19 protein-coding genes are annotated in these 19,824 nt (G+C 59.1%); 12 read left to right on the top strand and 7 right to left on the bottom strand.

Annotated features, from left to right (window positions below; genetic code table 11):
* Positions 1 to 36: 36 nt before the first annotated feature.
* Both BS629_RS07085 and BS629_RS07080 read left to right on the top strand, forming a co-directional pair.
* A complete protein-coding gene (locus BS629_RS07085; protein WP_077988090.1) occupies positions 37 to 351 on the top strand; it encodes a UBP-type zinc finger domain-containing protein in 315 nt (104 codons plus the stop codon).
* Positions 341 to 2,074 carry an FAD-dependent oxidoreductase gene (locus BS629_RS07080; protein ID WP_077988089.1) on the top strand — a complete coding sequence of 578 codons (1,734 nt, stop codon included), beginning with the start codon at positions 341 to 343 and terminating at the stop codon, positions 2,072 to 2,074. The genes BS629_RS07085 and BS629_RS07080 overlap by 11 nt, the downstream gene beginning before the upstream one ends.
* On the opposite strand, the gene BS629_RS07075 is transcribed toward BS629_RS07080, so the two are convergent.
* Both BS629_RS07075 and BS629_RS39650 read right to left on the bottom strand, forming a co-directional pair.
* Positions 2,069 to 4,414 carry an ATP-binding protein gene (locus BS629_RS07075; RefSeq protein WP_245315072.1) on the bottom strand — a complete coding sequence of 782 codons (2,346 nt, stop codon included), beginning with the start codon at positions 4,412 to 4,414 and terminating at the stop codon, positions 2,069 to 2,071. The two genes, BS629_RS07080 and BS629_RS07075, sit on opposite strands and share 6 nt — an antisense overlap.
* The gene (locus BS629_RS39650; protein ID WP_245315071.1) at positions 4,369 to 4,920 is read right to left on the bottom strand and encodes a winged helix-turn-helix domain-containing protein; all 552 of its coding nucleotides are present in this window, start codon (positions 4,918 to 4,920) and stop codon (positions 4,369 to 4,371) included. The genes BS629_RS07075 and BS629_RS39650 overlap by 46 nt, the downstream gene beginning before the upstream one ends.
* A gap of 470 nt (positions 4,921 to 5,390) precedes the next feature.
* On the opposite strand from BS629_RS39650, the gene BS629_RS07070 reads away from it, so the two are divergent.
* The 5 genes from BS629_RS07070 to BS629_RS07050 all read left to right on the top strand — a co-directional run bounded on the left by BS629_RS07070 (position 5,391) and on the right by BS629_RS07050 (position 10,289).
* Complete coding sequence (locus BS629_RS07070; RefSeq protein ID WP_018243944.1) at positions 5,391 to 6,941, top strand: ATP-binding protein; 1,551 nt, start codon at positions 5,391 to 5,393, stop codon at positions 6,939 to 6,941.
* Between the two features lie 221 nt (positions 6,942 to 7,162).
* Positions 7,163 to 7,918, top strand: a complete 756-nt coding sequence (locus BS629_RS07065; protein WP_018243943.1) for an alpha/beta fold hydrolase — start codon at positions 7,163 to 7,165, stop codon at positions 7,916 to 7,918.
* A 227-nt stretch (positions 7,919 to 8,145) separates the two neighbouring features.
* Positions 8,146 to 8,946, top strand: a complete 801-nt coding sequence (locus BS629_RS07060) for a type 1 glutamine amidotransferase domain-containing protein (protein ID WP_018243942.1) — start codon at positions 8,146 to 8,148, stop codon at positions 8,944 to 8,946.
* Positions 8,947 to 9,061: 115 nt separating this feature from the next.
* Positions 9,062 to 9,361 carry a putative quinol monooxygenase gene (locus BS629_RS07055; RefSeq protein WP_018243941.1) on the top strand — a complete coding sequence of 100 codons (300 nt, stop codon included), beginning with the start codon at positions 9,062 to 9,064 and terminating at the stop codon, positions 9,359 to 9,361.
* A gap of 286 nt (positions 9,362 to 9,647) precedes the next feature.
* Positions 9,648 to 10,289 carry a LysE family translocator gene (locus tag BS629_RS07050; protein ID WP_012759334.1) on the top strand — a complete coding sequence of 214 codons (642 nt, stop codon included), beginning with the start codon at positions 9,648 to 9,650 and terminating at the stop codon, positions 10,287 to 10,289.
* 105 nt (positions 10,290 to 10,394) lie between these two features.
* On the opposite strand, the gene BS629_RS07045 is transcribed toward BS629_RS07050, so the two are convergent.
* Entirely contained in the window at positions 10,395 to 10,826 is a 432-nt protein-coding gene (locus BS629_RS07045; RefSeq protein WP_018243940.1) for a hypothetical protein, read from the bottom strand.
* 227 nt (positions 10,827 to 11,053) lie between these two features.
* Here BS629_RS07045 and BS629_RS07040 point away from each other — a divergent pair, with 227 nt between their 5' ends.
* From BS629_RS07040 to ppa, 4 genes are all read left to right on the top strand, one after another.
* Positions 11,054 to 13,141, top strand: a complete 2,088-nt coding sequence (locus BS629_RS07040) for a M3 family metallopeptidase (protein ID WP_018243939.1) — start codon at positions 11,054 to 11,056, stop codon at positions 13,139 to 13,141.
* A gap of 157 nt (positions 13,142 to 13,298) precedes the next feature.
* The gene (typA, locus tag BS629_RS07035; protein WP_018243938.1) at positions 13,299 to 15,119 is read left to right on the top strand and encodes a translational GTPase TypA; all 1,821 of its coding nucleotides are present in this window, start codon (positions 13,299 to 13,301) and stop codon (positions 15,117 to 15,119) included.
* A 214-nt stretch (positions 15,120 to 15,333) separates the two neighbouring features.
* Positions 15,334 to 15,840, top strand: coding sequence for a GNAT family N-acetyltransferase (locus tag BS629_RS07030; protein ID WP_018243937.1), 507 nt, complete (start codon positions 15,334 to 15,336; stop codon positions 15,838 to 15,840).
* Positions 15,841 to 16,065: 225 nt separating this feature from the next.
* The gene (gene ppa / locus BS629_RS07025; protein WP_011653868.1) at positions 16,066 to 16,599 is read left to right on the top strand and encodes an inorganic diphosphatase; all 534 of its coding nucleotides are present in this window, start codon (positions 16,066 to 16,068) and stop codon (positions 16,597 to 16,599) included.
* 4 nt (positions 16,600 to 16,603) lie between these two features.
* Here ppa and BS629_RS07020 read toward each other — a convergent pair whose 3' ends face one another.
* Together BS629_RS07020 and BS629_RS07015 are read right to left on the bottom strand one after the other, a co-directional pair.
* Complete coding sequence (locus BS629_RS07020; protein WP_018243936.1) at positions 16,604 to 16,915, bottom strand: DUF167 domain-containing protein; 312 nt, start codon at positions 16,913 to 16,915, stop codon at positions 16,604 to 16,606.
* A complete protein-coding gene (locus BS629_RS07015; protein WP_018448228.1) occupies positions 16,912 to 17,202 on the bottom strand; it encodes a YggT family protein in 291 nt (96 codons plus the stop codon). Before BS629_RS07015 ends, BS629_RS07020 begins: the two co-directional genes overlap by 4 nt.
* A 139-nt stretch (positions 17,203 to 17,341) precedes the next feature.
* Between BS629_RS07015 and BS629_RS07010 the strand changes: the two genes are divergently transcribed.
* Entirely contained in the window at positions 17,342 to 18,577 is a 1,236-nt protein-coding gene (locus BS629_RS07010) for an MFS transporter (protein ID WP_018243934.1), read from the top strand.
* Positions 18,578 to 18,587: 10 nt separating this feature from the next.
* Here the strand turns inward: BS629_RS07010 and BS629_RS07005 are convergent, their stop codons facing one another.
* Positions 18,588 to 19,361, bottom strand: a complete 774-nt coding sequence (locus tag BS629_RS07005) for a glutamine amidotransferase (protein ID WP_032980581.1) — start codon at positions 19,359 to 19,361, stop codon at positions 18,588 to 18,590.
* A complete protein-coding gene (locus tag BS629_RS07000; RefSeq protein ID WP_012759325.1) occupies positions 19,330 to 19,815 on the bottom strand; it encodes a tellurite resistance TerB family protein in 486 nt (161 codons plus the stop codon). Before BS629_RS07000 ends, BS629_RS07005 begins: the two co-directional genes overlap by 32 nt.
* Positions 19,816 to 19,824 lie beyond the last annotated feature (9 nt).

Raw genomic sequence — 19,824 nt, 5'->3', positions numbered from 1 at the left:
CCGAAAGTAAGTCGCCGGATGTCGTTAGGAGAAAAGATGTCACAGTCCTGCAATCATCGGCTGGGCATTTCAAATGTCGTTCCTCAATCCCTGGGATGTGAGGAATGCTTGGCATCCGGCATGGCATGGGTACATTTGCGGCTGTGCCGGTCTTGCGGGCATGTCGGATGCTGTGACAACTCGCCAGGTAGACATGCGACCGCGCATTATTTCGCCACGGCCCATCCGATCATCGAAGGCTACGATCCGCCGGAGGGATGGGGCTGGTGCTACGTCGACGAAGAGTTCGTCGTGCTTCCCGATCAAACGCCGCGGCGCGGGCCGATTCCGAGGTTTTGTGATGGCCTATAGCGGTGACTTCAGCACAGCCAATAGCCCGATTTCCGCCGAACTAAGGGAGATACCTGGCGAGGCGTTTCCTCGCCTCACGCCCGAGATGATGGCACGCATTGCCCCGTTCGGACGGAGGGATCAATTCGACGGCGGTGAATACTTGTATGAAGTCGGTGATCGGGAGGTCGATTTCTTCATCATTCTGAACGGGTCAGTCGACGTGTTCGAAAGCGACGGACACGGGGGCCACGCGATTGTCGCCAGGCACCAGGTCAATCAATTCACTGGAGAGTTGCATCATCTAAGCGGACGGGCGGTTCTGGTATGCGCGCAAACCACGGCTTCCACGTCTGTCATCCGCCTTTCCCGCGTATCGCTTCTCAGGCTGGTGAACGCCGAGCCGGACATCGGAGAGATCATTTTGCGTGCGCTTATACTGAGGCGCGCCAGACTTCTGGAATTCGCCGAGGGCGGCACCGTGATCGTGGGCAGTTGCCGCTCCGGAAATACGGTCCGCATTCAGACTTTCCTGGAAAGGAACGGCTATCCCTATCGCTGCCTCGACACTGACGTCGACCACGATGCACGGGCTGCAATGGAGACATTCCATGCCGACGCCGATAGCCTGCCGATCGTTGTTCTCAACGGCGTCAGGGTACTCACTCAGCCGACCAACCATGATCTTGCCGAGGCTCTCGGGATCACGGAGCGGCTGAACTCTTCGCATGCATATGACGTGGTTATCGTGGGTGCCGGGCCATCCGGTCTCGCCGCGGCGGTCTATGCCGCATCCGAAGGACTGAACACGCTGGTCATAGAGGCGGTTGGGCCTGGCAGACAGGCGGGCACGAGTTCGCGCATCGAGAACTATCTCGGATTTCCAATGGGTATTTCGGGACAGGATCTCGCCCGGCGAGCGCAAATACAGGCTCAGAAGTTCGGCGCACGTTTCGCCGTCGCCGAGGCGGCGCGGCGTCTCGATTGCACTTGCTATCCGTTTGGGGTGCATTTGGAAGGTGGCAACGTGGTGTTTGGCCGATCTGTCGTTGTCGCGACCGGCGCTCGCTACCGAAGACTGGATATTCCCGAGTCCCAACGCTTCGAGGGGAAGGGAATTCACTATGCGGCGACGTCGATCGAGGCGCAGCTTTGCGAAGGCACGGAAGCCGTGGTGGTGGGCGGTGGAAACTCTGCCGGGCAGGCCGCGATCTTCCTGTCGGCAAAGGCGCGTCATGTGCATCTCCTCGTCCGGGGTGACGGACTTTCGGACGCTATGTCGGACTATCTTGTCGGTCGCATCATGCAGTCCCCGCGGATTACCCTACATACCCGCAGCGAAATCACCTCGCTTGCCGGTGAAGGCTACCTTTCATCGGTTCGATGGGGACAACCCGGGAAGGAAGAGTCCGAACATATGATATCGAACCTCTTTCTGATGATCGGGGCTGTCCCAAACACGGACTGGCTGGACGGTTGCGTCGAACTCGATGATCGGGGTTTCATCCTGACTGGCTACGACCACGACGGCGCACCGAACGGTTCGCCCTATGCGACCAGCGTCCCGGGCATATTCGCGGTCGGCGACGTCCGAGCCAAATCCGTCAAGCGCGTTGCCTCCAGCGTCGGCGAAGGATCAGTCGTGGTCCACTCGATCCACGGCTGGCTGGCGAGCAATCCGGTGAGCCGCGAAACAGCGGATCGATCGGTGGCGTTTGAGGATGCGTCTGGCAACTCGCTATGAGCCCGGAAGTCGTCCAAGATCCTGCAGCTCCGTCATAAGGTTTCGGGCTCTCTGCAAGTCCGGAGTATCGAACCCATCGATGAACTGGCCATACACTGGCTCGAGAACGCTCTTGGCCTCATCGATCTGCAATCGGTCTCTAAGCAGAGCAGCAAGATCAGTTGCGCAGCGAATTTGCCACGCCCATGCTCCATTTTCCTCCGCCACTGTCAAAGATCCCCGCAAGGTGGAAAGTGCTTCTTCGTCGCGGCCGACCGATCGTTCTTTGACAGCCCTAAGACGTAGCAGCTCGGGCACCATCGAACGTTGCGGTCCCACTTCAAACAAATAGTCGAGAATCCGTACGCCCTCATCCATGTGCCCGTTCGCATAGAGGGCTCTTATCAAAAGCGCATAATAAACATGACGTCCGATCTGCTTGAGGCCCGTGCGGAGCCCATCGAACGCTGACATTAGTCCATCCGGGTCCTTTCGAACGCCTGAAAGCGCGTCAAGCGCCTCAATGTAGCAGCTTGCGACCGGAATCCATGCCGGCATGCCGTGACGGAAGATCGTATCCTTTAGTAGCGCGGCATATTCCCTGGCTAGAGCATGCTCCTGACATTCGCACAGCACGAAAAGCACCCCGTGAGTGTAGCAATAAATAAGCGTCCATCCATGACGGGCTTCCAAAGCCTCCCTCGCTGCAGCTTGAACTCTATTCAAACCAGTCCCAGGCCTGCGCGATCCGAGCCAGTAGAGTGCGGCCAATATAGTATCCGTCCTGATCCTTGGATCGAGGTCGAAGCGAGAAACCGTGCCATCGGCGGTATTTTGCAACTCCAGACGCAATTTCTCCAACCGTGCAATCGCCGGCCGGTACTCGCAACGTATGATTTCCCATTCCGTACAAAGATGCTCATGCTCCCACTGCGCCGCCCGATTATTGGAGCGCATGGCGAGCCCTTTCAATTCTCTGAGAGTCTTCCGGGCTTCGGTCTGGTGGCCAGGCAGGAGCCGATATCTCGCCAGGGCGCCTAAGGCTTGGCACCCGGCCCGACTATCGCCGATCTGACGTGATAGCTGAATTGCTGTTTCAAAGATCTTGATAGCCTTCTCCGCATTGGGTGATATGTAGCTGCTCACTGCGGCGAGCCCGACGACCAGCTTGAGCTTCAGGGTTGTGTCTCTGCAGCCAGTCCGATCGAACTCGACGAGCGCCTGTTCGCAGTTGCTGCGGGCCTCTTCGCTCAACGACAACTCATGCCACAGTGGCAATCCCGATGCCACCAACTGCATGCCAAGCAGCGGATCGGCGCGAAGAAAGAGTGCCCAGCCGATGGCCCTGCGCAAATCGTCCGCACGACTGGCGTAGGCGATATGCCACTGCCGCGTCGGAAGTCTTGCCTGGTCGGCATTCGCACGAGTGAAGATGTCCAGCACAAGTCGGGCGTGGGCCTGAGACACAGCGGTCAGTTCCCCCGCGGCTTCCAGCAGATTGCCTGCGAATGCTCGAGTACTGTCGAGAAGCCGGTATCGCATACCACCTGACATCTGTTCGACGCTCAGCATCGACTTGGCGCGCAGGCCGGCAATGGCATCAAAGACGACCGTTGGATCCAAACCATGGTGGACAACGATGCAAACAACCTCATCCATATCGAACGTGCCCATGAAGATCGAGATGGCACGCAACACGGCTGCCTCGTTCTTCGTAAGGAGTGCGTAGCTCCACTGCATCGTCGCAAGCAGAGTCTGTTGACGAAGCGGTCCCTCCTGGTCACGTCCGACCAGTGTGGCGAAACGATCGTCAAGTTCTTCGAGGACATCAGCAGCACTTCGGCTTCCGAGCCGGGATGAGATAAGTTCTATAGCGAGAGGCGATCCGTCTAGCCGCCTGCAGATCTCGGCAACGGCAGATGCATCCCCATCCTCCGTCTTGTATTTCCCTTTCTCGGACGCTCGTACGACGAGAAGTTGTGGTGCGGAATAACGGAGGACTTGTTCGGCTGTATGGATATGGTCAGGCGGCGGAACTTCCAGAGGAGCAAGCCAGAAGACCTCTTCTCGCTTCGCGCGGAGAGCCTGGCGGCTCGTCGCCAGAATCCTCACATCACTTGTGTTTGCCACAATGACGTCGCAGAGATGGGCAACGGCATTGAGCACATGCTCGCACGTGTCCAGCAACAGCAAGGTCTTCCTTCGAGCGAGGATGGATGAGATCGCGTCGAGGCGATCCTGGCTACCTGAACTGATGCCCAGCGCAGCCGCAACTGAAGGGATGACGAATTCCTCGCCGGCCACTCGGGAGAAATCTATGAAGGTGATGAGATCTCCCTCTTCGTCTTCGAGCAGTTGCACTGTGGCGACTGCAACCGTTGTCTTGCCGATGCCCCGGGGCCAACGATCGTCGTCAGCCGGTTGGCGGCAATCCTAGCTCGCAATTCAGCGATTTCGGCATCCCGTCCGATAACCGTGGCCAATTCGGGAAATCGGGTGTTTGCCACAACGGGAAGATCCGCAATTTTTGGGATTTCTCCGGTAATGACCTGATCGGTCAGCCGGTAGCCACGGCCTACGAACGTCCTGATATAGTCTTCTGTGGGAGTGTATTCCCTTAATGCCCGCCTAAGCGAAGCGATCGTCACTTTCAGATTGGCTTCATGGACAAAGATGCCGGGCCACGCGGCATTGTACAGCTCCTCCTTATGTACCAACTCACCCTTCTTCCGGGCCAAGGTCACGAGCATCTCCATTGCCCGACCGCCAAGCTGAACCTCTTCGGCACCGCAAAACAAACGGCGATGCTCCCCGTAAAGGCGAAAGGGACCAAATGCCACCACATCATCCGGTTCCGTCGGTACCATGTGTTCCTCTTAGCGTGCCGATGATCGACCCGGCGCAAGAATGATATCAATGTCACTATCGCGCGGGTGGACGCGGCAATCTCAACATCACTCTAAGCGAACGAACACGGGAGGGTCTGCCTTCCGCCTGTGGGCCTGTCGGACGAACTGACCCCAGTTGCCTCATTTTTAAGGGCCGCGCCCACCGCTCGCCGTTCAGTCTTTCCTCGACGGAACACCCGATGCTTGGATCTTCAAATCAATAAACAACGTCGCCGCACAGGTCTGCTGGTCAGTGCCTCCGTCGCGCATAACTGCTTACAGCCTGTAAAGTCTCGGACCGCCGGCGCGAAGTTTCTGCCGCGGCAAACCATTCCACGCCAATATTTACCGGATTTTACCTCCCATTGGGAGCGAACTCTCATAATATTGAAGCTGAATATATATGGATTAACTGCCCTACGATTGCAAAACCATTGAGGGGAACCAATATGGAAACTCACGCTGGGAACGGCTATTTCGGGTTCGGACCATATCGCTTGAATCCGGCTGCAAGAGTTCTCCGGCGAGGCGACGATCTGCTTGCGATAGGCAGCCGCGCCTTCGACGTCCTTGCCGCTCTCGTTCAAAATCATGGACGGGTTCTCTCTCACGGGGAGCTCATGGCATTCGCATGGCCCGGTCTCCACGTCGAAGCCTCCAACATAAGAGTGCAAATGACGCATCTGAGGCGCGAAATCGGCTGTGGCGAAAACGGTAATCGCTATATCGTCAGCGTGGTGGGCCGCGGCTACAGCTTCGTCGCCCCCGTCATATGGGAAGAGGCGTCCGAGCCGGAGGACAGGTATGCGCCCTTGAGCTGCGATCAGGCTTGCTGCAATGGATCTGACGGCGCAACGAATACCTCTTTTCCGCCTCGTTTGAGCCACCCTATCGGCCGAGACGAGAATATTTCCAAGCTTTCGCAGATGGTGGCTGAGCGCCGGTTCGTGACCGTTGTGGGTGCAGGAGGGGTCGGCAAGACGACTCTGGCCATCTTGGTGGCGCACGCCCTCCACATGTTTGACCATGCGTGTTTTGTCGATCTCGGCATCATCGATGATGAAACGGCCGTCTTGGAAGCGGTAGCCTCGGCTCTGGAGATCCCCTTTTCAGCAGGCGATGCCATCGGCGACATCATCGGTCAGTTGTCTCCACGAGGCACCCTCGTAATCCTTGACAACTGCGAACACGTTATTGACACCGTGGCCGATATCGTGAGTTCGGTGCTCAGGCGTACCGCCAGTGTGCATATTCTCGCCACGAGCCGAGAAGCGTTCCGTTTGCCCGGCGAGGCCGTATATCTTCTCCGGCCACTTGGTGTTCCTCCGCCTACAGGGCGTTTGACTGCCGCTCAGGCGCTACTTTGGCCTGCGATTCAGCTTTTCGTGGAACGTGCGGTCGATGGCGGCTATCTGGAGTCGTTAGGCGACGAGGAAGCAGCGGCAATAGCGGCTGTTTGCCGGAGATTGGACGGCAATCCGCTGGCGATAGAACTTGTGGCGAGCCGCATGGCCCCCTACGGCCTAGATCGGGTCGCGGAGCTGTTGGACAACCAGCTCTCCTTGCGATGGAGGGGCAGCCGATACGCCAACCCACGCCACCAAACCGCAGAAGCGATGATGGATTGGAGTTACGCTCTTTTATCCGACATGGATCAACGGGTATTCAGGCGACTGTCGGTATTCCCGGGCGAGTTCTCCGTTGATGCTGCCCTCGCGGTCGTGGAAGATGATGACTTCGAGCAGGCAGATATCATCAAATCGATCGGCAATCTTATCGACAAGTCCCTCCTCTCACTTCATCCGGGAACAGGACCTGCGCACCTCAAGCTATCGGGCATCGCTAAAGCCTATGCGGCGTTCAAGCTCCTTGCCTCCGGGGAGCGCGCACCCATCGAACAACGCCAGTCTTTGTACCATGTTCAAGCGCCTCAACAGTGCCGCGCAAGCATGGCTGTCTCTTCGGATGGCGGACAGACGGTGCAGCTCCGGGCGTCTTAGGCCGTCCTTGCAATTCCGGGGTTTGTGGCGGTGACGGACGACTGCCGCAGGCTTCGACAGTTCCCGATAGGCGAAGGATCCGAAAGAAAAAGCCCGAATAGTCCAACACGCGACTAAGCACGGCAAAATCGCAGGATTTAACCACAATTAATATGCGTCCGAGGCTGGGTTGGTCGATTATTCCCCGTGTCGCCATCGAGATCAATGATCGGAGAACTCGCATGTCCCGAAACCTTGGACTTATCTTCAGCGCCCTAGTGGCGTTCGCAAGCACATCTCCCGCCGCGGTCGCTGCGGATCTCAAAGCCAAGACCGTTGTCCTTGTTCACGGCGCTTTCGCCGACGGATCGTCCTGGCAGAAAGTCATCCCTCTTCTGGAAAAGGCCGGATTGAAAGTTGTCGCCGTCCAAAATCCATTGGAGTCCCTGGAGAGCGACGTGGCCTTCACCAAGCGCGCGATCCGCGATGCCGAAGAACCCATCGTACTCGTCGGTCACTCGTGGGGCGGCGTAGTCATCACGGAAGCGGGTGATGACCAGAAGGTGAAATCCCTGGTCTACGTTGCCGCCTACGCGCCTGATGCCGGTCAATCGCTGGTCGATGTCGCCTCCAAATACCCTGACCAGGAAAGCCGGAAGACATTCGTCAAGGACGAGGATGGGTATCTGAAGATAAGCGATGACGGCATTTCCAGGTACTTCGCGGCCGGCCTCTCCCCGGACGAGCAGAGGCTCGTTGCCGTCGTGCAGGGACGTTTCCATGTGCGTGCCACCACCATGCCCGTCAGCCATGCCGCCTGGCGTGACAAACCGTCTTTCATGGTCGTGGCGACGCAGGACCAGATCATCGCTCCCCAGATGCAAAGGGATCAGGTGAAATCTGCAAAGGCGGAGATGATCGAAGTACCTTCCGGCCACGTGGCGATGCTCTCCCATCCCGAGGAGGTAGCGGATCTCATTGTGAAGGCGGCCCAATAGGTGGCAAGGGCGAGCACGCCTCTTTCGCTTGGGCGAAACAACTGAAATCCGGATCGACAGAGGCGAATAAGACGATGCCACCCCTCGTTATAGCCTTACGCTTCGAAGCGAAATGGATGCTTACGGAAGGCGGAGCCAAGGTGGCCTGCAGACATCCCTGAAGGGCTCTACCATCGTGACCATCCGCCGTACGGCACCAATTAACCACATCAAATAAGGAGGATTCTATGAGCAAGGGTAACGTTCTTGTCGTTGGGTCGAATGCCACCCGGATTGAAATTCAGGGCGGTGGAACTGGCCCAACCGGCCAATATCTCAACGAAACCGTGGTGCCAGCCATGGCTCTTGTTGCCGCCGGATACGAGATCGTGTTGGCAACGCCCGACGGCACCAAGCCGCACATCGATCCCGTGTCGGACGCGGCACAGCATTTTGACGGCGACGAAGCTGCTCACAAGCGCGGGCGCGCCTTTTTCGACGACCATCGGGCGATGAACGATATCAGGACATTGAGATCAGTCATCGAAGACGGGATCGATGGTTATGCCGGCGTCTTCGTACCCGGCGGTCAGGCACCGGCCGTCGATCTTATGCAGGATGCCGATCTCGGCGAGATCCTCCGCCGCTTTCATGCTCGCCGGAAACCCACGGCCTTTCTTTGCCACGGGCCGATCGCCTCGCTTGCCGCACTGCCGCACGCAAAGGAATATCGGGCTGCCCTGATTGCAGGCGATGTTTCCGAAGCGTCTGAACTCGCTAGGGGCTGGCAGTATGCCGGTTATAAGATGACGGTGTTCTCCGCCAGTGAGGAGAAACCGATCGAAGAACAGGTCCTTCATGGCAAGCTCTATTTCAACATGCCAGACGCATTGCGCATGGCGGGTGGCGACGTCACGACGAACCCGGTCGACTTCTCCCCCCATGTGATAGAGGACCGCGAGCTGATCACAGGCCAAAATCCGCGATCGGATCATCCTCTTGCGGCGAAACTGGTCGAGGCCCTCAACCGGGTGACGGTTTCGGCGTGATCTGATGGAACACGGCATGGAAGGTGATGGCGTGCCTTCTATGCTGTTATCCCGGCCCGCGACGTCTCGTCCGCCCAAGCAAGTTACCTCATGCATTCCATCAGGAGCGTTCTGTATGACACAGTCGCCGACCAAGATCACAGCCATCCTGACAGCTCATCTCGGAAAGGCCGTCGAGTTACGAGCATTGCTTGTTGGCATGGCACCGCTTTGCCGGGCCGAACCCGGCAATCTGCGCTGGGATGTCTGGTGCGACCGGGCGCATGGCGAGCGATACGTGCTCGATGAACTCTATCTGGACGCCGCCGCCGTCGAGGTGCATCGCATGACACCCCATTATCAAGCCTATCTGGCCAAGATTCCCGAACTGGCAGAGAGAACGGCCTGGGTGCTGGAGGCGGTAGAGGTCGGATAGTTCCCAGCAACACGACAGTACCACCGCGGCCACCGGTGCGATTCGAACGCTTGCATTTAAGCTGTCCTGTGGCGGTCGGAAGTACCCCAACGATGTCGGCTTGTGGGATGGGCCTAGCGCCGTAGACGACCGACTTGGGGACGCAAAGCAGCGGCATCCAACGAACAGATGTCCGCCTCGGGCCGAAAGCCGCCTCCGGTAGATCCCACTCTCCATGGCAGTGCACCACCCTTGACGGATGGCTGTGATCGCTTAGTCTGGCGTCATCATCCTCCGGAGCATTTCCATGACGCAGTCTTTGCTCTTCGGCGCCTTTCTGGCGGCGCTCTTCTACGTGCTCATTCCAGGACCTGCCTTCCTGCAACTGCTCGGCATCGGCGCCGGGCAGGGCCGCAAGGCCGGCGCCTTCTTCATGATGGGGCATCTGGTCGGGGATCTCATCTGGTCGTCGCTGGCGCTGATCGCGATCGTCGGCGCAAAGACGATCGGAACCTTCGTCTTCGACCTGCTCGGCCTTGCCTGCGGTTTCTACCTCGCCTGGATCGGCTGGAGCGCGGTCAATGCCAAGCCGAAAGCGGAAGGGCAGGCACTTGTTGTGGTCGAGCGGCCGTTTCGCCGCGGTCTGATCTTCGGCGTCACCAATCCGAAGGGTTATCCGGTGGCGCTCGCCACCTTCACCGCACTGGTTGCAGGCTCGGCCGGCGCGCTTGATTTCGAGGCGTTGCCGGTGCTTCTCGTCGTGTCGTTCGTCGGTTTCGTGACTGCCGACATCATCCTGATCGGCATCATCGGCGCCGGTACGGTGCGGCGCTTCTATCGCGCCCATGAGCGATTGATCGTGCGCTGCTCCGGCGTGCTTTTCATGGGGTTTGCCGCCCAGGCGCTCTGGCACGCAACGCCCGGCCTGCTCGGCTGGCGCAAGGCCTGATTAAAGCGCGTCGCGCCAAACTTGAATCATGCGACGCGCTTGTCTTTGTTGTTATGCATGTCGCTATCCTAAAACCGCTGCGCACTTTTCGGCGTCATGCTCCGATCAGCCATCGAGGAAATTGACGATCGATTTTAGCGTCTGGACCTCGTTGGCATCGCCGATCGACATGGCGACCTGCAGCTGGTTCTTGTAATAATCGAGGAAATTGAAGCTGGTGCCGTCGGTGACGCTGGAGAGATCGATGACGTTGCCGAGTGGATCGATCGCATGCATCGGCAGCGGTTCGGAGATCGCGGCGTAGGTATTCTGATCGATCAGGCCGCTGTCGAAGCTCTGGCGTGCGTAATTGCGCAGCTCTCCAGGGCTGACCGCGGTGAAATCCGGGCCTTCGCCAACTTCGTCTTCGATCTGGAACGAGGCCGGGGCGACAGCTCTGGTCTCGATTTCAATATCAGAGGTCTTCGAACTTTTTGCGTTATTCGGATTGTTTTTAAAAAGCAAACTCTGAGAAGACCGCACAGAAAAAATTTCCATGGCGCATGTCCCCTTACAAGAAGAACATCGGAAAACTAGCGCCTGCGCGTGATTCGCGTCAATCGTTAACGATTGGTTAATTTTCACGTATCAATTGTTGTCCACCAGATTTGACGGACGTCCATCAGATTGGCAGACGGGGCAAAAGGCCCTACCCGGCAACATACCAATTTCACGACGGCTCTCCTATATTGACGATCCATCTGCATGCCAAAAGGAATTCTCCGATGCCTTCTCCACATGATTTCAATCCGGCGCTGGTGACCTGGGACGGTCTTCACGGCCTGCCGCGTTTCGATGCCCTGGATGACGGTGATTTTGCCGCCGCCTTCGAGGCCGGGCTTGCCGCGCATGAAAAGGAGATCGACGAGATCGCCGGAAACGGCGATGCGCCGACATTCGCCAATACGGTCGTGGCGCTGGAGATTGCCGGCGACGCACTGTCGCGTGTCTCGGCGCTGTTCTGGAACAAAGCAGGCGCGCATACCAATGATGTGATCCAGGCGCTGGAGCGGGAGATCTCGCCGAAGATGTCGCGCCACTATTCGAAGATCGGGATGAATGCGGCGCTTTTTGCCCGTATCGACACGCTCTGGGAGAATCGCGAGACGCTTGGCCTGACGCTCGAGCAGACACGCGTGCTGGAACGCCATTGGAAAGGCTTCGTCAAATCGGGCGCCAAGCTTGACAAGGCCGAACAGGAAAAACTCGCCGCGATCAATGAAAAGCTTGCCGGCCTCGGGACGCAATTCGGCCAGAACGTGCTGGCCGACGAGAAAGCCTGGGCACTGGTCCTTTCGGACAACGCCGAGCTCGAGGGCCTGCCGGAATTCCTTCGTGACGCGATGGCGGCGGCAGCGCGCGAACGCGGCGAAGAGGGCAAATATGCGGTGACGCTGTCACGCTCGATCATCGAGCCGTTCCTGACCTTTTCGGAGCGCCGCGATCTGCGCGAGCAGGCTTTCAAGGCGTGGGTGGCGCGCGGCGAAAATGACGGGGAGACGGACAACCGCGCGGTCATCAGGGAAACGCTGGCGCTGCGCCATCAGGTCGCGACGCTGCTTGGCTACGGCAATTTCGCCGAGCTGAAGCTCGACAACACGATGGCGAAGACGGCGGATGCGGTGAACGGCCTGCTGAGGGCCGTCTGGGCGCGGGCGGTGAAACGCGCCGGCGAGGAGGAGGTCGACATCGCCGCATTGATCGCCGAGGAAGGCCGGAACCACGAGGTGATGCCCTGGGACTGGCGCCACTATGCCGAAAAGATCCGCGCACGGAAGTTCGATTTCTCCGAAGCCGAGCTCAAGCCTTATCTGCAGCTCGAGAAGATCATCGAAGCCTGCTTCGACGTGGCCGGCCGGCTGTTCGGCATCCGCGCCGTCGAGAAGAAGGGCGTGGCCGCCTATCACCCGGATGTCAGGGTGTTCGAAATCAGGGACCGCGAGGACAAGCTCGTCGCCCTGTTCCTCGGCGATTATTTCGCCCGCAGCTCGAAACGTTCCGGCGCCTGGATGAGCTCGTTGCAATCGCAGCACAGGCTGGAACTGAAGGATGGCCGCCACGGCGAATTGCCGATCATCTACAATGTCTGCAACTTCGCCAAGCCGGCGGAAGGCAAGCCGGCGCTGCTGTCGCTCGATGATGCCCGCACGCTGTTTCACGAATTCGGCCATGCGCTGCACGGCATGCTTTCGAATGTCACCTATCCCTCGGTTTCGGGCACCGGCGTTTCGCGCGATTTCGTCGAGTTGCCGTCGCAGCTCTACGAGCACTGGCTGACGGTGCCCGCTATCCTGAAGCGCTATGCCGTGCATGTCGAAACCGGCGAGCCGATGCCGCAGGTTCTGCTCGACAAGGTGCTGGCAGCGCGCACTTTCAATGCCGGCTTCAATACGGTCGAGTTCACCTCGTCGGCGCTGGTCGACATGGCGTTTCACACGAGAACGACCGTCGAGGACCCGATGGCGGTGCAGGGTGAGGTGCTGGCCGAGATCGGCATGCCGAAGTCGATCGTCATGCGCCATGCGACGCCGCACTTCCAGCACATCTTTTCAGGCGGTTATTCGGCCGGTTATTACTCCTACATGTGGTCTGAGGTGCTCGACGCCGACGCCTTCGCCGCCTTCGAGGAGACGGGAGACGCCTTCAACGGCGAGATGGCGCGCAAGCTCAAGGACAACATCTATTCCGTCGGCGGCTCGGTCGATCCGGAGGACGCCTACAAGGCCTTCCGCGGCAAGCTGCCGAGCCCGGATGCGATGCTCGTCAAAAAAGGACTTTCGACCTTCGAGGAATTGACAGGCAGCGACGCCTAAGACAATTTGATGACATGCGATGATGCGGCGGGGCGACAGCCTTGCCGCAGCTTTTGCGCGTTCCCCCCTTTCGCAAACGCAAAAAAAACTGTATGGACGCCCCAAACTAATAGGCGCGCCCTCTAGAGCGTGCGCCCCAGCTTCAGAGATTTCACATATGGCACTTCGCAATATCGCGATCATCGCGCACGTTGACCATGGCAAAACGACCCTGGTGGATGAGCTTCTCAAGCAGTCCGGCTCGTTCCGCGAAAATCAGCGTGTCGCTGAGCGCGTGATGGACTCGAACGATCTCGAAAAAGAACGCGGCATCACCATTCTCGCCAAGGCGACCTCGGTGGAATGGAAGGGTGTCCGCATCAACATCGTCGATACCCCCGGCCACGCTGACTTCGGCGGTGAAGTCGAGCGCATTCTCTCGATGGTGGATGGCGCGATCGTTCTCGTCGATGCGTCCGAGGGCCCGATGCCGCAGACCAAGTTCGTGGTCGGCAAGGCGCTGAAGGTTGGCCTTCGCCCGATCGTCGCGATCAACAAGATCGACCGTCCGGATGGCCGCCACGAAGAAGTCATCAACGAAGTCTTCGACCTCTTTGCAAACCTCGACGCGACCGACGAGCAGCTCGACTTCCCGATCCTCTACGGTTCGGGCCGCGACGGCTGGATGAACGTCAATCCGGAAGGTCCGAAGGATCAGGGTCTTACGCCGCTTCTCGACCTGGTGCTCAAGCATGTTCCGGAGCCGACCGTCCACGAAGGCCCGTTCACGATGATCGGTACGATTCTCGAAGCCAACCCCTTCCTCGGTCGCATCATCACCGGCCGCATCAATTCCGGTTCCATCAAGCCGAACCAGGCAGTGAAGGTTCTCCACGCTGACGGCAAGACGATCGAAACCGGCCGTATTTCCAAGATCCTCGCCTTCCGCGGCATCGAACGTCAGCCGATCGAAGAAGCGCATCAAGGTGATATCATTGCGATCGCCGGCCTTTCCAAGGGCACGGTCGCCGATACCTTCTGCGATCCTTCGATCACCGCACCGCTGCCGGCGCAGCCGATCGATCCGCCGACCGTCACCATGTCCTTCATCGTCAACGATAGCCCGCTGGCGGGCACCGAAGGCGACAAGGTGACCTCACGCGTCATCCGCGACCGTCTCTTCAAGGAAGCAGAAGGCAACGTCGCCCTGAAGATCGAAGAAGCCGAAGGCAAGGATTCGTTCTACGTGTCCGGCCGCGGCGAACTTCAGCTCGCCGTTCTGATCGAAACCATGCGTCGCGAAGGCTTCGAGCTTGCCGTGTCGCGTCCGCGCGTCGTGATGCACAAGGATGAAAGCGGCCAGCTTCTTGAGCCGGTCGAGGAAGTCGTCATCGACGTCGACGAAGAACATTCCGGTGTGGTCGTGCAGAAGATGTCCGAGCGCAAGGCCGAAATGGTCGAGCTGCGTCCGTCGGGCGGCAACCGTCTCCGCCTGCGTTTCTACGCACCGACCCGTGGCCTGATCGGCTACCAGTCGGAACTGCTGACGGACACGCGCGGCACGGCGATCATGAACCGCCTGTTCCACGACTACCAGCCCTACAAGGGTGTGATCGGTGGTCGCGTCAATGGCGTGCTGCTCGCCAACGCTCCCGGCGAAGCCGTCGCCTATGCGATGTTCAACTTGGAAGATCGCGGCCCGATGATCATCGAGCCGGGCGAAAAGGTCTATGCCGGCATGATCATCGGCATCCATTCGCGCGACAACGACCTTGAAGTCAACGTCCTGAAGGGCAAGCAGCTCACCAACATCCGCGCCGCCGGCAAGGACGAAGCGGTGAAGCTGACGCCGCCGATCCGCATGACGCTTGATCGCGCCCTCTCCTGGATCCAGGATGACGAGCTGATGGAAGTGACACCGAAGAATATTCGTCTGCGCAAGATGTATCTCGACGCAAACGATCGCAAGCGTTTCGAAAAGTCGAAGGCCGCTCTCTGAGAGCCTAAAGCGCGTCGCAATCTTTCAGAAATCCTTTAAACCCCGGCCTTCACGCCGGGGTTTTTTATTGTGCGCCGCGTCGATTCCATCTTGTGACAATCGTTAAAAAAGCGTTAACTTTTGATCGTCGTCCACATATCAAGTCTGTGGGCAATCGATCACAATGCCTCTGTGCATATGGTTAATTGCCCTCGGCGGGACCAGAGTAAACGTTATGAAGACGTTGTCGATCGATGTCCGGCGGGCCGAGCCGCAAGATGCCCGAGCCATATCGGAAACACACAGGCTTGCCTGGCAACACACCTATGCGGGCATCATTCCCCATCGCGCACTGACGCAGATGATCGAGCGTCGCGGCGAAAGCTGGTGGCGCAAGGCAACGCGCGGCCCGGCAACGCTGCTGGTTCTCGATGTTGCCGGGACGGTCGCCGGCTACGCGACGCTCGGCCTCAACCGCGCCCGCGCTCTGCCGCAGGAAGGCGAGATTTACGAGCTTTATCTTCGGCCTGAGTATCAGGGCATCGGCCTCGGGAGGATGCTGTTCGGCGAGGCGCGCCGGCTCTTGAAGTCGCTCGGCTGCAACGGGCTGGTTGTCTGGTGCCTCGAGGAAAACGAGAACGCCAGCGACTTCTACCGCAATCATGGCGGCGTCGATTTCTGCGAAGGCATGGAAAGTTTCGACCACAGGCAGTTGAAGAAGATCGGCTTCATCTGGAGCTGAGTGGCGGCGTCATTCCCATATTAGGCAGCACTTCAAATGCTGTAGCGTCCTTTGCGCGTCTGAAAAGGCGCGCGGCGCTGGAGTCGGCGTACGACTATCTCCTATTAGAAACTTTTGATGTGAATGGGCGCCGGTGCAGTTAAGCATTGACGCTGTGCGATGTTGCGTTGCCACATGAAACTGATTATCTGGCTGCCAGCAAATTCAACCTCGCGGGAGTTTCTTATGCGCATCGACGCCATTTCAATCGGTAACAATCCACCTGAGGACGTCAACGTTATCGTCGAGGTTCCGGTCGGCGGCCATCCCATCAAGTATGAGATGGACAAGGAAGCCGGCACACTGGTGGTCGATCGTTTCCTCTATACGCCGATGACCTATCCGGGCAATTATGGTTTCGTGCCGCACACGCTGTCGGAAGACGGCGACCCGATCGACGTACTGATCGCCAGCACCCGCCCGCTGGTTCCCGGCTGCGTCATCAACGTGCGCCCGATCGGCGTCCTGAAGATGGAAGACAATTCCGGCAAGGACGAGAAGATCATCGCCGTGCCGTCGCCGAAGCTGACGCTGCGCTATGAAAAGGTGAAGGACTATACCGATCTTCCCGAGATCACGCTGAAGCAGATCGAGCACTTCTTTGAGCACTACAAGGATCTGGAACCTGGCAAGTGGGTGAAGATCTTCGGCTGGGGCGACTCCAAGGAAGCCGGCGAACTCATCCTCGAAGCCGTCGAGCGCGCCAAGAAGAAAGGCTGATCGCTCAGCCTAAAACTGTCTCGAGCTTTTTTACCAAATCCTCCGGATCGCCGTCGATCCGGAGGATTTTTTTGCGCGCGGTCTCACCCGAGACGAGGCTGACGCTGGATTTGGGAATGCGCAGGGATTTTGCGATCAAAAGGATGAGTGCCTTGTTGGCCTTGCCTTTCTCGGGCACGGCAGTGACGCGTGCCTTCAGGAACGCTTCACCCTCGCCGTCGGCCTCGATGCCATCGATCGCGTCCCGCCCGCCATTCGGCGTCAGCCGGACGGCGAGGCGCAGATGGTCATCGAAAAGGCTCCAGGGACGGCTCAAGCGACCAGCGGGTACAGCGTGGTCCAAAGCAAGGTGCGCAGGAAGAAGATGATCAGCAGCAGGATGATCGGCGAAATGTCGATGCCGCCAAGGTTCGGCAGCAGGCGGCGGATCGGCTTCAGCACCGGTTCGGTGACATTATAGAGGAATGTGCCGACCGAATTGACGAACTGATTGCTGGAATTGATAACATTGAAGGCATAGAGCCAGGAAAAAATGGCACTGGCAATCAGGATCCAGGTGTAAATATTCAAAGCCAAATCAATGGTTTGAAACAGCGCAAACATCATCGTCTCCAATTCGTTGTTGACAGACATGTAGACATTGGCGACTAAACGAGCAAGTGCCGTGTGGAAACGCACGGTGAATCATGTTTAACGGGCGGCTTTGCCGCTATTCCGGCGCCCGTCTCCTCGGAAAACCTCCATGTCGTTTTCGCCCACCGGAGACCGTTTTGCCGCGTTCCGGCATTCGTCCTACACGCGGTTCTTCTTCGCGCGCTTCCTGCTTTCCTTCTCGCAGCAGATCGTCAGCGTCGCCGTCGGCTGGCAGATGTACGATCAGACGGGCAGCGCGATCTATCTCGGCTTGATCGGTCTCGTGCAGTTCCTGCCGTCGCTGCTGCTCATCCTCGTCACCGGTTCGGTGGCCGACCGGTACAATCGCCGGGCGATTGCCGCACTCTGCTCGTTGGTGAGCGCGCTCTGCACGCTGGCGCTGCTGGTTATGACTGTCATGGGGACATTCACGCCCTTGCCTGTTTTCGCGGTGCTTTTGATCTTCGGCATCGAACGTGCCTTCATGTCCCCGGCCGTGCAGTCGCTGGCACCCAATCTCGTGCCGGAGGAGGCGCTCTCCAATGCCATCGCCTGGAATTCGTCGTCCTGGCAGCTCGCGGCAATCACCGGCCCAGTGCTCGGCGGTCTGCTCTACGGCGTCAGCGCAACGACCGCCTATACGGTGGCGGTGATCTTTTCCGTGCTTGGCGCCGCCCTTCTCTACATGATCCCGAAACCGGTGCAGAAGACGACCGGCGAGACCAAGAGCTGGGCGATGATCCTTGGTGGCTTCAGTTTCATCCGCGCCGAAAAGGTGGTGCTCGGCGCGATCTCGCTCGATCTCTTCGCTGTGCTGCTCGGCGGCGCGACGGCACTGATGCCAATTTTTGCACGCGATATCCTCACTCTCGGGCCGTGGGGCCTCGGACTGCTGCGCGCCGCACCCGGCCTTGGCGCCATCGTCATGGCGGTATTGCTTGCCGCCTATCCGCTCAAACATCGCGCCGGCATCTACATGTTCATCGGCGTCGCCCTGTTCGGCGTCGGAACGATCATCTTCGGCGTCTCGACCAACACCGAAGTCTCGATCGCGGCGCTGGCGCTGATGGGGGCGGCCGACATGGTGTCGGTCTATGTCCGCGAGAGCCTGATTGCGCTCTGGACGCCGGATCAGCTGCGCGGCCGCGTCAATGCGGTCAACATGGTTTTCGTCGGCGCTTCGAACGAGCTCGGGGAATTCAGGGCGGGCACGATGGCGGCGATCTTCGGCGCGGTGCCGGCGGTCGTCATCGGCGGGATCGGAACGCTTGTCGTGGCGGCGATCTGGGCCTCGAGTTTCCCCAAGCTGCGCAGGATCGATACGCTGGACGCGCCCACTCCATAGTCGGAATCGACTATGCGCGGATGGCGATAGAGGACGTCGCCTTCGCCGTCTTTCCCTCGAAGACGATGTCGAGAAATTCGGTCAACCAGGCTTTCAGCGGCGCGTCGAACAGCATGCGGCCTTCGAGATGTTCGCGGCCCTGCTGGGCATTCGGCAGGATGAAGCGATGGGCGCCATGCACGACCCAGCGATGCATCATCACCCGGGTCAGTTCGGCGTGGAACTGCAGGCCCCAGGCATTGCCGTCGTAGCGGAAGGCCTGGTTCGGATAGGCATCGCCTTCGGCCAGCAGGTCGGCGCCGCGCGGCAGCTCGAAGCCCTCGCGGTGGAAATGATAGACCATTCTCGGCCAGTGCATCAGCAGGCGGCCCTTCTCGGTCGGGTGCAGCGGATACCAGCCGATCTCGGTCGAGCCGTCGGCATTCGACTGCACCTTGCCGCCGAGATGATGCACCAGCATCTGCGCGCCGAGGCAGATACCGAGGTAGGGGCGTTTTTCCCGCAGGGGAACGTCGATCCAGTCGATTTCCTTCTTGATGAAGTCATCGGGATCATTGGCGCTCATCGGCCCGCCGAAGACGACGGCGCCGGCATGGTCTTTCAGTGTTGTCGGAAGCGGCTGGCCCAGAACCGGGCGACGGATATCGAGGCGGTAGCCCTTTTCGACGAGCAATTGGCCGACACGGCCGGGGCTCGACCGCTCCTGATGCAGGACGATGAGGATCGGGCGCCCGTCGCGGTTCTGGTTTTGCTCAGTCGGTATCATCTTGCGCAACCTGGACATCCGTCACCCTGGCGGCGGCCTCCTGCCGCTTCTGGATGCGCTCGCGCGAGGAGACGCCGAGCAGATCGGCGATACGCCAGATCACATGGTCTTCCATCTCGCTGCGTTCGCCATCGGCATAGACGATGTCCCAGAGGACGCCGATCAGCTCGAGGCGTTGCTCGGTATTGAGATGACGTTTCAGGTCGGCGGTGAAGCGATAATAGTCGACGGCGGAGCTTTCGGCCTCAAGGCCGGCGGCTATCAGAGCATCGAGCTGCTTGCCGTCGAGTGCATACTGCTCCTTCAGGAGCTTGCGCAGCCGCTTCTTCTCGCTGGCTTTGATCTGACCGTCGGCCTCCATGACCTGCATGCAGAGCGCTGCCACTGCGATGCGGGGATCATCAGGGGCAAAACCTTTCTTCGGGTGGTCGGCGGTGAGATTCTGGAAGAATGCCTGAAAGCGTTCGAACATGCGGTTTTC

This window comes from Rhizobium leguminosarum bv. viciae USDA 2370, from assembly GCF_002008365.1.
GTDB lineage: Bacteria > Pseudomonadota > Alphaproteobacteria > Rhizobiales > Rhizobiaceae > Rhizobium > Rhizobium leguminosarum.
The sequence above is the reverse complement of the archived record's forward strand: the minus strand, read 5'-3'. Positions and strand labels throughout refer to the sequence as shown.